The 13,675-nt window shown below is 37.0% G+C and carries 14 protein-coding genes, 1 tRNA gene and 1 other annotated feature; of the genes, 1 reads left to right on the forward strand and 14 read right to left on the reverse strand.

Translation table 11 applies throughout. From position 1 onward, the window contains the following. Positions 1-56: 56 nt before the first annotated feature. The 4 genes from ACSKY2_RS04710 to ACSKY2_RS04725 all read right to left on the reverse strand — a co-directional run bounded on the left by ACSKY2_RS04710 (position 57) and on the right by ACSKY2_RS04725 (position 4,537). On the reverse strand, positions 57-503 hold the full coding sequence (locus tag ACSKY2_RS04710; RefSeq protein WP_489840887.1) for a universal stress protein: 447 nt from the start codon (positions 501-503) through the stop codon (positions 57-59). A gap of 18 nt (positions 504-521) precedes the next feature. After that, complete coding sequence (locus ACSKY2_RS04715) at positions 522-2,102, reverse strand: Nramp family divalent metal transporter (protein WP_489876954.1); 1,581 nt, start codon at positions 2,100-2,102, stop codon at positions 522-524. A 297-nt stretch (positions 2,103-2,399) separates the two neighbouring features. Then, the gene (locus ACSKY2_RS04720) at positions 2,400-3,065 is read right to left on the reverse strand and encodes an ABC transporter ATP-binding protein (protein ID WP_489876955.1); all 666 of its coding nucleotides are present in this window, start codon (positions 3,063-3,065) and stop codon (positions 2,400-2,402) included. Positions 3,066-3,085: 20 nt separating this feature from the next. Then, entirely contained in the window at positions 3,086-4,537 is a 1,452-nt protein-coding gene (locus ACSKY2_RS04725; RefSeq protein WP_489876956.1) for an ABC transporter permease, read from the reverse strand. Positions 4,538-4,813: 276 nt separating this feature from the next. Here ACSKY2_RS04725 and ACSKY2_RS04730 point away from each other — a divergent pair, with 276 nt between their 5' ends. Then, positions 4,814-5,548, forward strand: a complete 735-nt coding sequence (locus tag ACSKY2_RS04730) for a tyrosine-protein phosphatase (RefSeq protein ID WP_489876957.1) — start codon at positions 4,814-4,816, stop codon at positions 5,546-5,548. Positions 5,549-5,864: 316 nt separating this feature from the next. On the opposite strand, the gene ACSKY2_RS04735 is transcribed toward ACSKY2_RS04730, so the two are convergent. From ACSKY2_RS04735 to miaA, 10 genes are all read right to left on the reverse strand, one after another. Further along, entirely contained in the window at positions 5,865-6,980 is a 1,116-nt protein-coding gene (locus ACSKY2_RS04735; protein ID WP_489876958.1) for an NAD(P)-dependent alcohol dehydrogenase, read from the reverse strand. Positions 6,981-7,267: 287 nt separating this feature from the next. Next, entirely contained in the window at positions 7,268-7,579 is a 312-nt protein-coding gene (gene rpmA / locus ACSKY2_RS04740) for a 50S ribosomal protein L27 (protein WP_002827793.1), read from the reverse strand. Positions 7,580-7,604: 25 nt separating this feature from the next. Continuing rightward, the gene (gene rplU, locus ACSKY2_RS04745; RefSeq protein ID WP_489840881.1) at positions 7,605-7,907 is read right to left on the reverse strand and encodes a 50S ribosomal protein L21; all 303 of its coding nucleotides are present in this window, start codon (positions 7,905-7,907) and stop codon (positions 7,605-7,607) included. A 29-nt stretch (positions 7,908-7,936) separates the two neighbouring features. Then, positions 7,937-8,012, reverse strand: a sequence feature (ribosomal protein L21 leader region). A gap of 237 nt (positions 8,013-8,249) precedes the next feature. After that, positions 8,250-8,323 (reverse strand) — tRNA-Arg (locus tag ACSKY2_RS04750). A 64-nt stretch (positions 8,324-8,387) separates the two neighbouring features. Beyond that, a complete protein-coding gene (locus ACSKY2_RS04755; protein ID WP_489876959.1) occupies positions 8,388-8,903 on the reverse strand; it encodes a dUTPase in 516 nt (171 codons plus the stop codon). Between the two features lies 1 nt (position 8,904). After that, complete coding sequence (locus tag ACSKY2_RS04760; RefSeq protein ID WP_489876960.1) at positions 8,905-9,933, reverse strand: hypothetical protein; 1,029 nt, start codon at positions 9,931-9,933, stop codon at positions 8,905-8,907. A gap of 1 nt (position 9,934) precedes the next feature. Beyond that, positions 9,935-10,813: a hypothetical protein gene (locus ACSKY2_RS04765; protein ID WP_489840878.1), complete on the reverse strand. Its 879-nt coding sequence runs from the start codon at positions 10,811-10,813 to the stop codon at positions 9,935-9,937. Positions 10,814-10,958: 145 nt separating this feature from the next. Beyond that, on the reverse strand, positions 10,959-12,305 hold the full coding sequence (gene glnA, locus ACSKY2_RS04770) for a type I glutamate--ammonia ligase (RefSeq protein ID WP_489876961.1): 1,347 nt from the start codon (positions 12,303-12,305) through the stop codon (positions 10,959-10,961). Positions 12,306-12,336: 31 nt separating this feature from the next. Beyond that, positions 12,337-12,681, reverse strand: a complete 345-nt coding sequence (locus tag ACSKY2_RS04775) for a MerR family transcriptional regulator (protein ID WP_489840876.1) — start codon at positions 12,679-12,681, stop codon at positions 12,337-12,339. A gap of 66 nt (positions 12,682-12,747) precedes the next feature. Beyond that, complete coding sequence (miaA, locus tag ACSKY2_RS04780) at positions 12,748-13,671, reverse strand: tRNA (adenosine(37)-N6)-dimethylallyltransferase MiaA (RefSeq protein WP_489876962.1); 924 nt, start codon at positions 13,669-13,671, stop codon at positions 12,748-12,750. Positions 13,672-13,675 lie beyond the last annotated feature (4 nt).

Here is a 13,675-nt window from a genome sequence, read left to right on the forward strand (position 1 = left end):
CGATTATTTTTCGTAAGACCCTGATTAATTAACTATACAACAAATTTTATTAATGACTATCTCATAATCAAAACAGGAATTGGCGAATACTTCGCCATATAAGCTGCTTGACTACCAAAATGACGTGCAACACCTTTCTTATCAAACGAACCAATAATCAACAAATCTGGTTGTATTTGTGGCATAACATCATGAACGATCGTTTTACCAGGATCGCCTTCACCAATGACCGTTTCTACTTGCTGAACACCGGCATCTTCCGCAATTTGTTTGTATTTAAGCAAATGTTCTTCAAGATCTTTTCTTTCACCATGAATGTAATCATCATCTAAAGCTTGATACACATTCATCGTATCCTCTTCAAGAACAGACACAATAAATAATTTTGCATCAATTGACTTCGCATATGAAATTGCATATTGAAATGCTAATTGTGCGTCCTGCGAATCGTCTGTTCCCACCAATACCTTTTTAAAAGTTCTATTAACAGCATCATCTATCATTCATTATTTCCCTCTTTATTAATTATCATTAACTGCTTGTTGTGCCTCTGCCAAGCGCTTATCACCACGATAAATATCGTAAATCGTCCAAATCAGTAGAATAACAATTAATCCAATTAAAATATAAGCAATTGTATTTGCCAAATTTGTTTGGGCAACAGTTGGATTGTCACCAAAGAAGCCTGCGATAGAATCTGGCAACCCCTTCATATTTAAGAAGATCAATCCAAGAACAGAAATCCACCCTAAAATCTTGACCCATAATCTATTTTTAAAACGATCACCCATTTCAGTTTTACTATTTGTCAACATCAATAATGGAATCATGGAAAATGGTAGGGCGAAAGCTAGGAAGACTTGCGAATTATTCATCAAGTTATTTATGGCCACATGTTGTTTAATTTCACTCTCACCACTTGTTGTTACAACAGCAATTAGCACTGGAATAACGGAGATTAAACGTGTCACTAGTCGTCGAGCCCAAAGGGGCATCTTCATATGTACGAATCCTTCCATAACAACTTGTCCCGTTAAAGTTCCAGTAATCGTAGAATTTTGTCCTGAAGCAAGTAAGGCAACCGCAAATAATGCTGACAAGATACCTGACTTGGCAACATGAATTAAAATACCGTTACTCAAAGTTGATGTATTTGATAAAGCATCATATAAACCAAAGAATGAAGGATCCTGAACTGAACCAGACTTAAAGACGGCCACACCCATGATCAAAAGCAATGAATTAACCACAAAGGCTAATGATAATTGAATATTTGAATCCCACGTAGAAAATTTAACAGTTCGTGCTAAATCTTGTTCATCGTTATGATCGACTTTACGTGTCTGTGAAATAGCAGAATGTAAGTATAAATTATGTGGCATCACAGTTGCACCAATAATTCCTAACGCTCCTGTAATTGGGGTCATACCAGCGACTTCTGGTGATGACGAAAATGTCTGTCCAGTGGGTATCAATCCCTTAAACACTGCACCCCATGATGGATTAGATAAAGCGACTTGATAAATAAATACCCCTAATATCACTAAAATTAAGCAAACGACGATTGCTTCAATTTTTCTGAACCCAATTTTAGTTAACAGTAGTAACAATAGGACGTCAAATACCGTTAAGAAAACAGCTAAGACTAGCGGAATATTGAATAACAAATAAAGTGCTATCGCGCCACCAATAACCTCGGCAATATCAGTAGCCATAATTGCTAGCTCAGTCATTATCCATAAAATAAAACCAAGCGTTTTCCCTGTGCGCGCCCGAGTTGCTTGCGCTAAATCCATCTGACTTACAATGCCCAGTTTAGCTGCCATATATTGTAGCAACATTGCAATTAAACTCGACATTAGAATGATAGACATTAGTAGATACGAGAAGTTTTGCCCACCCGTAATCGAAGTTGACCAATTTCCGGGATCCATGTATCCGACCGCCACCAAAGCGCCAGGTCCTGAATACATAAATAGTGTCTTAAGGAAGCCTCTATCCTTAGGCACTTCAACAGTACCATTAATTTCCTCTAGAGAGGGACCATTTGCGTACTGTATCAAATGGTGCTTTTTTTCAATAGCTGGCTCTTGCATATTCATTAAATTACCACCTTTCTTTTAAGCCATTTTTTATTGTACACCTTTTTATTCATTGTGGCTAAAAAAGTTTTTTATTCTAATCAACACTTAATTTTTTATAAGTGATTTTTAACTTAGCACTTGGCTGATTATGATATAAACTTCAGTGCACAATATTATAAATGATTATTAAGATAGGTTATTCAAAATTAATCACACATTCTCTCTCGTATCGTTTACGACATATAAAAAGCAACGCAACTGATTTAAAAGTTGCGTTGCTTAATCTAATCGCTATTTATTTTATTTCTGTGATAATCATGGTGCACTGACTGTAAATTGATGATCTTTCAACACAATTTGAACATCTGCTTCTTTAGCAACTTCACGATCATGTGTGATTAAAATAACTGTTTTACCATACTTATGTGCTAATTCTTTAAATAACGTCACAATTAACTCAGAATTTTCATGGTCTAAATTACCAGTTGCTTCATCAGCAGCAACAATTGGCGCATCAACTAGTAAAGCACGAACAATGGCAACACGTTGTTGTTCGCCACCAGAAAGCCTCTGCACATTTTTCAAAGCTTTTTCTTCATTAATGCCGACCTTCGCTAATTGTTCTAAAATATATTGACGATCACCTTTATGTGAAGAATTAGTCACTGCTAATGCTGTTTCAATGTTTTGATATGCTGTCATTGATGTTAACAAGTTATATGATTGAAAAATGGTCGCCACATAACGTTGACGATACTTCGTTAACCCAATTTTATTAATTGATTCACCATCAATCGCAATTTCTCCTGCTCGCGGAGAATCCAACCCAGCTAAAAAAGACAAGATTGTCGTTTTTCCCGAACCAGATTCACCGACAATGGCATAAAACTGGCCAGCTTCAAATTCAAGATTAACATCACGATATAGCATATTTGATTCATCCGTATACCAATGTGTTAGATTTTTAATTGTTAATGTCATATATTTTCTCCGTTCTTGCACTAATCAGCTTGCAAAATTTGTTTTGGTTTCATCCGTAGAATAGTAAATCCCGCACCGCTAACCGATAGCAACGCAATCAATATGGCCATACCACCTAATTCAGCAACAGATGCAGGCGTTAAGACCGTGTTAATCGTTGCTGCTTTTGCGGTTGTTTGTGTCATACGACCATTATGCATATCACCACCAGTAGGTGCACCATTGCCTTGACCGCCGGACTTATTCATACGACCGCCTGGTGCTCCCTGACCCATCGCAGATTGTTGTGAATTTTGTTGTTGTTGCACTAGCTTATCTGAAATCGATCCTGAAACGGCTGTTCCTGCTGCAGTTGCAATACCAAGTGCGACGACTAACACGATTAATAATTCAGTAAATAATTGTGCAATGACCTTGCCTTTTGTTTCACCAAGAGAGACTAAAATACCAATTTCGCGACGACGTTCACGCGTCATCAACAAAATAATTAGACCAAGAATTAAGATACCAGCAATAGCAACTACCCAAACAATCTTTGAAGCAAAACTAGCAACGCCTTTCATTTGTTTTGCGACAGCTTTATATGATGAAGCATCACTTGTTAATGTCATATTTGAATCATTCAAAATTTTCTTAGCAGTCGCTATAAATGCTTTTGTCTTTGAAGAATCCGCCATTGTATAAGTAACATTTGACACTTTACCTTCAGTACCAGCTAACTGATTTGATAACGTATATGAAGCATAAATTGTATTTGAGGGATCTTGCTGTGAAAAGCCATCTGTCGTCGTTGTCGCTTTATAAATACCAACAATTTTCATTGTTGTTTTCTTTGATGAATTAGAAACAGTCGCAACCTTAATACTGTCACCCACTTTTAGTTTATTAGATGATGCCAATTCAGATTCGATAACAATATTGTTAGTCCCTTCATCAGTAGCTTTAATGCCACGCCCACTAACAATTTTTGCAGTACCATCTGAAAAATTAGATGATCCATTTGTGGTACTAACACCGTTGATTTGAATGTTACCTATAGTTGAAGAACTACCAAAACTGCCACCACCAAAACCTTTCTTATTTGATAATGACGTTGTCGAAACTGTATTAAAACCACTTGCATTAACAGATGTACTTGTTGAAATATTATAAGACGCAACATTAGACAATGATGCAATTTTTTTAACTTTTGTAACTGTCGTTGTCACTTGCGTCATTGCCGGTTTTTTTATATTTGAAGATGATGATGCCATCTGTTGTTGCATTTTTTTCATCATCTTTTCACGATTTTGTGACAAAGAGACTGTTGACCCAATCGTATTTGTTGCTGTTTTAGCTGATGTTAATGCAGCGTTTTGAATAATCAATCCAGCCATCACAAACATTAAGATGATACTGGCAGTAATTATCAAAAGAATGGTGCGACCCTTTCGAGCCCACAGGGTAATCCCTGCCCGTTTAACAAAGTTCATAATATATTGTTCCTCACTTCACGAATAATTTCTACATTGCGAATATTTATATTCTATGTATACGAACTTTCACAGAGGTTAAATAGGGCTCAAATGAAACTTAAGTTAGCAACATCATATATTGGATGAAATTGTTATATTTATCAAATAAAGTTAATTTTTTTGATTAGTTTTAAATTATTATTGATACTTTGCACTTTTAATGATTATAATTATTTAGCCGATATAACACATTAACTTAGCTCCTATTTTATAGGATCATGAATGGAGGAACATATGTCAGAACAATTACCTGTAAATTTTCGCGATATTGGTGGTATCTCAGTTAATAATCATCACTTGGTACCAGGTATATTTTATCGTAGCGGCCAATTACTAAATTTATCATCTGAAACTGTTCATTTTTTAACCAATCAATGTGGTATCCGCAAGGTGTACGATTTCAGAAGTAAAAATGAAGTTACTCGCATGCCGGATACAACGTTACCACTTGTAACAATCGAAAATTTAGATATTTTACAATCAGCTTCTCAAAATCTCGCAAATATGAATAATATCACTGATGGTAACATTGATGTCCGTCTTGGTATGTTAAAAACCTATGAAGAATTAGTCATGACACCCTCTGCACAAGAAAACTATCGCCTTTTCTTTGAAGATATTATTGCTAACAAACAACCGATATTATTTCACTGTTTTGCTGGTAAAGATCGAACAGGTTTTGCGGCTGCAATTATTTTAAAAATTGCCGGTGCCACTGAACAACAAATCATGACAGATTATTTAAAAACAAACAAATTACGTCACGCAGCCAATGAAGCTATTTTGAAGCGCGTCAGTCATGATAAGAGGGATGCGTTGGCTGTTGCTTTAAACGTTGACAGTGATTATCTAACGCATGCTAAAGAAACGATTATTAAAAACTATGGTAGCTTTAATCATTATCTACAAGAAGGAATTGGTTTGCCAAATGACTACGTCACTGAGTTCCGTCAGCTTTATGTAAATTAATTTAATAATGACTATATCATTATTAAATGCGAGTTGGGACATCACTCGTTATAACCATCTAAGAGGTCGTCAATCTACCAATCAAATTGATAGATTGACGTCTTTTATCGTACTCACTTTTTAAAATATTAGACCAACGACAAAAAAATAACCCATCATTTATTGACACAACAATGTGTCATAAATGATGAGTTAATTTTCAATTCAATTGATAACATTTGCATCTGCTAATAATAAAAATGATGCCAAATCAATCAACTTGTTAAACTGACATAAACACGAGTTTTAAAAGTTAAGCTATTTTATACTTATTTGGTTAAGCCGTATATGACTCATCAATGACAAGGACTGGCTTAATAGTTGTTCCATTCTTTGAATCCTCAAATGCTTGATTAATATCTTCAAAGGCGTACAACTTACTCAATTCATCAATCTTAAACTGACCCTTATGGTAGAAATCAACCAGCTTAGGAATCAATTCTTGTGGGATAGCGTCGCCTTCAATAACACCCTTAATTGTACGTGAGAAGGTTACAATGTCATTTGTAAAATCAACTGAAACTGGCTTCTTACCAACGGCAACTGTTGCTAATTCACCCTTTATTGCTAAACTTTTAATGGCACTATTAATAACAACTGGTACACCAGTCGTATCCAAAGCGTATTGTGCACCTTTACCATTAGTAATGCTCATAATTTCTTTCACTGGATCTACTTCAGCACTATTAATTGTTTCAGTTGCACCCAAGCTCTTAGCAATTTCTAGACGTTCAGCATTAATATCAACGGCAATAACATGTGATGCATTAGAAATAACACCAGCCATCATACCAGCCAAACCAACAGCTCCTGTACCAAAGACAACCAATGTTGAACCTGGTTCTGGTTGCAAAGAATTCAAAACTGTACCACTTCCTGTCATGAAACCACAACCCAAAGGACCTAGAATCCGTAAGTCCATATCTTTATCAACTTTCACTAAATTGTTTTCTTGAACGATTGCATATGTTGAAAATGATGATTGACCAAAGAAGACACTGGCATCATCACCATCGACGGTGTGAATACGGTGTGAACCGTCACGCATAGCACCACCCATGTTCAACTCATTAAAACGTTCACAGGCACCTGGCATGCCTGCACGACAAAACTGGCATTCACCACATGAAGCAAAGCCAACAACAACGTGGTCACCCTGTTTAAAATTAGTAACGCCCTCACCAACACGCTCAATAATTCCGGACCCTTCATGTCCTAGAACTGCTGGAAATGGCATTGGTAGCGTCCCATCTTTTACCGTCGCATCCGTATGACAAACACCTGAAGCGACAATTTTCACTAACACTTCGCCAGACTGTGGTTCATCCAAAATCATATCTGTTAACTGAAATTCTTCATTCACACCATTCAAAACTGCTGACTTAATTTTCATGATTATTATCTCCTGAAATTTATTGTGTCCATAGTATCTTATTATGGCTCTTTTGTTATTTTAAGTCTGATTTTTGGGAATGTAAACGTTTTTTTGTCATTATTATTTCACAAAAAAAACAACTATTTTTATAAACTATATAATTAGATTTATTTCGTATTTTATTGATATTAATAATTCCATCTAAAACTTTTCAAAATATCGACATATTTTTTTTAAACAAATTTCACAAAAATATAAAAAATGACCCTACTAATCAAAATTAGTAAGGTCATTTTATCAGCTAATTACTTAGCAATAATTTCTTTGTATTCTTCACGAGATACAACTGATACTTGGCGCTTGTCACGGCCTAAACGACCGAACTTTACAACACCATCAGTCAAAGCAAACAATGTATCATCGTTACCACGACCAACGTTTACACCTGGGTAGATGTGAGTACCACGTTGGCGGTAAATGATTGATCCAGCTTTGATGTCTTGACCGTCAGCACGCTTTGTACCTAGACGACGACCAGCTGAGTCACGACCGTTGGCTGATGAACCACCACCTTTGTGGTGAGCAAGCATCGTCAAGTTATTCAAATTTAATTGCATGATTTAAATCCTCCTATCCGATGGCTTAGGCAATTGAGTCAATGACAACCTTAGTATAAGGCTGACGGTGACCTTGCTTAGCGTGTGAGTGCTTCTTTGGCTTGTACTTGAAAGTAACAACTTTCTTTTCCTTACCTTGCTTCTCAACAGTTCCAGAAACAGTAACACCTTCAACGTAAGGTGCACCTAATTTGCCATCAGCGAAGACAACTTTGTCAAAGACAACCTTGTCACCTTCTGCGGCGTCCAATTTTTCGACGTAAATAACGTCACCAGCAGAAACCTTGTATTGCTTTCCACCGTTCTCAATGATTGCATATGCTGCCATGAGTCTGTAGACCTCCATAAAAAATTTTGTAAAAAACTTAGACTCACCAATACCCGCGGATTCATTGAATCACTTAATACAGGACATGAGTGGTTGCAGTTTGTGAGATTCCACAAACACAACGTATATAATTATAACTTAATCATTGACCAAATTCAATGATAACAAACTGGTTACTTAAAATAAGTGCTACAAAAATAAGCTTAGTAGCAAATTTGTAGTAAATCGTGTGATATTTTACGCCACTTAAAAATAGTGAAAAAGCAAGAGAAAGCCCTTGATACATCAACGTTTAAGCCGGTATAACAAGGGTTATCAATAATCTATTAAAATGTGCCTAAATGCAACTGGTGGGACTCGAACCCACAACCGCTCGGGTAGAAACCGAGTGCACTATCCAGTTGTGCTACAGTTGCATATCAAATAGATGGAGCAAATATGCATCCGCCTCATCTATTGTACGTTTATTTGCATAATGAATCAAGCAAAGTTCGCATTAAAATTTTTTTGAATTGCCGCATGTAAATCATGCTGTGACAAATTTAATTCTATAAGACCTAATTTCAAGAAAGAACGCCAGGCATGTGAAAAATCATCTTGGCGTTTTTGGTGATAACTATTCAAGAGCATCGTCTTAATCCCCATAAATTGATGCGCCAAATGTCGTTGTGGGAAACGTTCGAATTGCGCAATATCATCATCCGTCATTACCATCAAGTGTGTCCATTGTGCTTTCAAACTTACGGCTAGAAATTGTACGAATGCCCGAGCATATGTCGTTATTATTTCTTCATGTGGACCAGTGATTTGTTCACTAGGAACATTTACTAAGACTGCCTGCGTCTGTAACATCAACTGACTTAAAGTGACATCTAAATTAAGATAATCATTTAATAATATCTGTTTCGGTCCAATCGGTGTTGCCCATTGTACACTGACTTCAGGTAGCATGTCTCGTGTTTGTCGTAAATATTTTGCAATGTCTAACTCAGTCATACTATTCAGACTCCTCAGAAGTTGCCATTGATTGTGGTGATAAGACCTCTGGTTCAATCACCTTTTTTTCAACGTTTGGCTGTTCGTCTTCACCTGGCTTTGGTGTCATTTGCTCAAATACTAATGGTGCACTTTCTACTTCAATATATTGCCTTTCAACAAGATACCAAGCACCAATAAAATCATAGTCTAGTAAAACATCTAACCATGAAATATTGTCTTGACCATCAATAACTTGGAAATGCCAACGCTGAGCATCTGTTGCCGTCGCATCATTCACATAAAAAATACGAACTTCAACATTATTTTCCAGCATCAAGCCAGCACCATTTGGAATAGCTTGTAAGAAATAATCAGAATCAGCTGATAAAACAAATAACCGATCTAAAATACCCGCTGGCATCTCTTTTTGTTGTAATGGATACAAAAAATCATCCTTTGTTTCCAAAATATTATAGTCAACTTGATATCCAAACGTTTGTTCCATATAACGACCAAAAGTGGTCATCAATATCGCAATTGGTCGAATCCGTGCTGCTGTCGTCTTCTTTCGAAAATTACCAACCAATAAATCAGTAATGGCCTGCGCATTAAAATAAATCTGCTTACGTGTTAGTGACCAGTAAAACAATCGCTTATCAGTTCCTAATTCTTTAAAGTATGCACCGCCATTATGATCATGATTAATTTCAAACTCAAAAGTTGCTGGCTCATCTAAATCCGAAAAAACTAATGTTAGTTCTTCACGATCTGCTGGCGTTAATACATCATAACCAGTGACGTTCGCAAAACTCAGAAACCGATCTAAAGCTAACATGTACCAATCAGCTTGCGAATATTGTCGTGGTACCACAACCCATTCAGTGTCCAAAGCTGCTGTTGTCAATTGCTGCGCTAATAAATGTACTTTATTAGAATCAGTCGCATTGGTTAGCTCATTCACCTGAGCAAGTAATTGTTGAATACGACCAATATCATCCGCCAAAATATTAATATATGAATCAACACGCTTCTGTAAATGTTCAGTCATATTAAACACCTTCCTTTTCGGAAGTAGCTGCTAACCCGCCTACATAACTTTCATATAAGCTACCAACAGCTTGTTGGAAGTTTTCAAATGTTCCAAACGTATCTGTAATAGCTCGTTGCTCATAAATTAGAATGGTATCTTCTTTTGAGTAATTTAGAATTTGTGTGTTATTTTCAGCAATTAATGCTGGTACCGTTTGTGCCTTTGCATCTGCCGCATCTAAATGCTTCAAACGTTCTTTTAACACCTCACGTTGCTCAGATTGGCCACGATTGCCAAATAACCCCCCACGTTCTTCAGAAGCTGACAATTGTGCCAACAACTGTGTCCGTTCAACATCACGTTGATTTTGTTCGTCTACGATTTTCTGTAATGTCTCATTAGCGCGGGTTGTATCTTCAATCACTTCGGCATTATAACGCTGTCCCTTTGCGGATAGTTCGACTGCTTTAACTAGTTTTTCATACTCATCATCGTTAAAAATAAATTTCACAGCTAGCGGATCTAATACACCGAAGTGACGACGATCCCACCAATTACCAAAGAACAACTGAAAAACGCCTAATTGTGTTTCCTCATAATAAAAAAACGGAAATTTCTCAGATAAATAACTAATTAATTTTTGCCCTAAATGATGACTTAGTTCATCTTGCATATCATCAACCAACACCGCTAGTGGACGATTTGTTTCAGCCTCTGACTTTTGACGTACTTTTAAATCATACTTTTGACTATCTAGCAACTCATAAACTTGCCGGTCATCTCCTGCGACAACCGCTGATTGAATATTTGTCAAATAATCCAACTTTGTTTGTAACTTTTGTTGTAATACGGATTGATTTGACGGTAGATCTGTCTGAATGTATGGCGTACTTTCCATCTCAACCCCTCCTATTTATAAAATTAATAAATGCTATTAGATTTGGCTCTTAAAATATGGCCTACTACTATCATACATCGTTAACTTAAAAAACAACGCTACTCAGGGTCAAGTTAGCGTTGTTTTTATAAGTTTTTAAGAAATTTTAGTATTGTTCTAGATATGTGTCAATTTCCCACTGTGAAACTTCACGACGATAAGCTTGATATTCAAGACGCTTAGCATCGACAAAAGTCCGACCCATGTGTTCGCCAATCGCATCCATGACGACTTCATCATCACCCAACTTATTAATTGCTTCTAGAAGCGTATCTGGCAAATCAGTAATACCGGCACGACGACGTTCAGCTTCATCCATTAAGTAAATGTTGCGATCTACTGCATGTCTTGGCTCCAGCTTATTTTCAATACCATCTAATCCTGCTGCCAAAATAACCGCAAATGCTAGATATGGATTAGCTGTTGGATCAACAGAACGTAATTCCAAACGTGTTGAATTACCACGAGAAACTGGCACACGTACCATTGGTGAACGGTTAGAACCTGACCAAGCAACATACACAGGTGCCTCATAACCTGGCGTTAGACGCTTATACGAATTAACTGTTGGATTAGTAATTGCTGTGAAGTTGGCTGCGTGTGACAAAATACCACCTAAGAAATGATAGGCTGTTTCAGATAACTGTAGTTCACCATCTTCATCATAGAAGGCATTTCCTGATTCGGTAAACAAAGACATGTTTGTGTGCATACCATTACCATTAATACCTGAAATTGGCTTTGGCAAGAATGTGGCATACAACCCATGCTTACGTGCAATTGTTTTAACGATCATCTTAAATGTCTGAATATTATCTGCGGCATCTAACGCATCAGCATACTTAAAATCAACTTCATGTTGTCCAGGAGCAACTTCATGATGCGCTGCCTCGACTTCAAAGCCCATTTTTTCCATCTCAAGAACAATTTCACGACGAGTATTCTCACCCATATCCAATGGTGCTAAGTCAAAGTAACCACCTTTATCGTTCAAGTTCATGGTTGGCTTACCATTTTCATCCATTTTTAGTAAGAAGAATTCAGGTTCAGTACCAATATTGAAAGTTGTAAAACCATCATCAGTCATCTGCTTTAGAATACGCTTCAAGTTATTACGTGGATCACCAGCAAATGGTTCACGATCAGCTGTATAAACGTCTGCAATCAAACGTGCGACTTTACCACCATGCTCATCAGTTGCCCAGGGGAAAATCATAAACGTTGACAAATCAGGATAAAGATACATGTCAGATTCTTCAATACGAACAAAGCCTTCAATTGATGAACCATCAAACATTAATTTGTTAGCTAAGACTTTTTCCAATTGAGAAACGGGCACTTCCACATTTTTTATTGTGCCAAAAACATCTGAAAATTGTAAACGTAAAAATTCAACATTTTCATCTGCAATCTTCTGTCGAATATCATCTTTTGTATATGCTCTGCGTACCATTTGTTCAATTCTCCTTTATCCTAAACATGCTTTAAAACTTCTGTTGTCCGTTAAATCGTCCAATATTTAATAATTCATCAGCTAACATATGACGCAAACTTTCTTCTGAAGGTTCACCTGGATGCTTTCTTTGCTGTTTTTGATCAACTTCGCGAATCTCAGCCACAGAATAACCAGCATCCAAGTATTCAGCAATCTGAAGTAGACGATCAACATCGTTTAATGAAAAGCGTCGTTGCTTGCCGGCCCCTCTTAGTGGCTCAATCAAACCTTGCTGATCATAATAACGAATTTGGCGATCTGATAAGCCTGTTAATTCTCTGACAACACTCATCGGTAAGACAGCTAAATCACGTCGTAATTCTCGTCCACTCATCTTACTGACCTCCCTTATGACTAGCATATTACCACTCTCTGACAGCAATATGTTTATAAATGTCAGCTATTCTAACATGAAATCTGATAATTGGTCCATAATTTGGTCTAGTTGTGCAGGTTGTTTCACCAGGTCATACCAATGGATATCATTAAATTGATTATTAAACCAGGTCATTTGACGTTTCGCATAGCGCCGTGATGCTTGCTTTAATTTTGCAACTGCCACCTCATAAGATTCCGTTCCTTCAAGATACTGAAATAATTCCTTATACCCAATCGCACGTTTGGCAGTACTATCATCTGGTAAATCTAACACCATTTGGGCTTCTGCTAAAATTCCTGACACCATCATTTGATCAACACGTTGGTTGATTCTTTCATATAAGATAGTACGTTCAGTCGTTAAACCAATAATGTCTGCATCATACCGTCGGTGAGGTTGTGGTTGTAACGATGAAAAGGGTTGCTGTGTATGCGTTGTTACAAGTAATGCTCTCACGAGTCGTCGAATCTGTCCTGGCAAGATTCTTTTTTCACTCACTTGATCGACTTTTTTTAAAGCCTCACGAACAACCTGTTCTCCTTGTTCATGAGCCACAGTTAGCCAGTGTTGCACAAACTCTGGATCATCAACATCGGGGATAACTGCCAATGGTCGATCACCTAGTAAGGCTTGAACGTAAAAACCAGTCCCACCAACCAAAATTGGTAAATGATCACGTTCACATATAGCCGTAATGGCTTGTTGCGCTTCTGAAACAAATTTTGCAACTGAATAATTCTCAGTGGGTTCAGCTATATCAATCAAGTGATGTGGTACAGCGGCTTGTTCTGCTGGTGTTGCTTTTGCTGTACCAATATCTAAATGGCGATAAATTTGCATTGAATCACCCGAAATAATTTCACCATTAAATTTTTGGGCAATGTCAATTGATAATGCTGTTTTACCCACTGCTGTTGGACCAACAATAACTACAATCTTCTGCATAACT

It is taken from the genome of Weissella sp. ESL1156 (assembly GCF_058505625.1).

Excerpts from the sequence above, each read along its gene's own strand:
- ACSKY2_RS04710 (WP_489840887.1), bottom strand. The coding sequence starts at position 503 with ATGATAGATGATGCTGTTAATAGAACTTTTAAAAAGGTATTGGTGGGA.
- ACSKY2_RS04715 (WP_489876954.1), bottom strand. The coding sequence starts at position 2,102 with ATGAATATGCAAGAGCCAGCTATTGAAAAAAAGCACCATTTGATACAG.
- ACSKY2_RS04720 (WP_489876955.1), bottom strand. The coding sequence starts at position 3,065 with ATGACATTAACAATTAAAAATCTAACACATTGGTATACGGATGAATCA.
- ACSKY2_RS04725 (WP_489876956.1), bottom strand. The coding sequence starts at position 4,537 with ATGAACTTTGTTAAACGGGCAGGGATTACCCTGTGGGCTCGAAAGGGT.
- ACSKY2_RS04730 (WP_489876957.1), top strand. The coding sequence starts at position 4,814 with ATGTCAGAACAATTACCTGTAAATTTTCGCGATATTGGTGGTATCTCA.
- ACSKY2_RS04735 (WP_489876958.1), bottom strand. The coding sequence starts at position 6,980 with ATGAAAATTAAGTCAGCAGTTTTGAATGGTGTGAATGAAGAATTTCAG.
- rpmA (WP_002827793.1), bottom strand. The coding sequence starts at position 7,579 with ATGCAATTAAATTTGAATAACTTGACGATGCTTGCTCACCACAAAGGT.
- rplU (WP_489840881.1), bottom strand. The coding sequence starts at position 7,907 with ATGGCAGCATATGCAATCATTGAGAACGGTGGAAAGCAATACAAGGTT.
- ACSKY2_RS04755 (WP_489876959.1), bottom strand. The coding sequence starts at position 8,903 with ATGACTGAGTTAGACATTGCAAAATATTTACGACAAACACGAGACATG.
- ACSKY2_RS04760 (WP_489876960.1), bottom strand. The coding sequence starts at position 9,933 with ATGACTGAACATTTACAGAAGCGTGTTGATTCATATATTAATATTTTG.
- ACSKY2_RS04765 (WP_489840878.1), bottom strand. The coding sequence starts at position 10,813 with ATGGAAAGTACGCCATACATTCAGACAGATCTACCGTCAAATCAATCC.
- glnA (WP_489876961.1), bottom strand. The coding sequence starts at position 12,305 with ATGGTACGCAGAGCATATACAAAAGATGATATTCGACAGAAGATTGCA.
- ACSKY2_RS04775 (WP_489840876.1), bottom strand. The coding sequence starts at position 12,681 with ATGAGTGGACGAGAATTACGACGTGATTTAGCTGTCTTACCGATGAGT.
- miaA (WP_489876962.1), bottom strand. The coding sequence starts at position 13,671 with ATGCAGAAGATTGTAGTTATTGTTGGTCCAACAGCAGTGGGTAAAACA.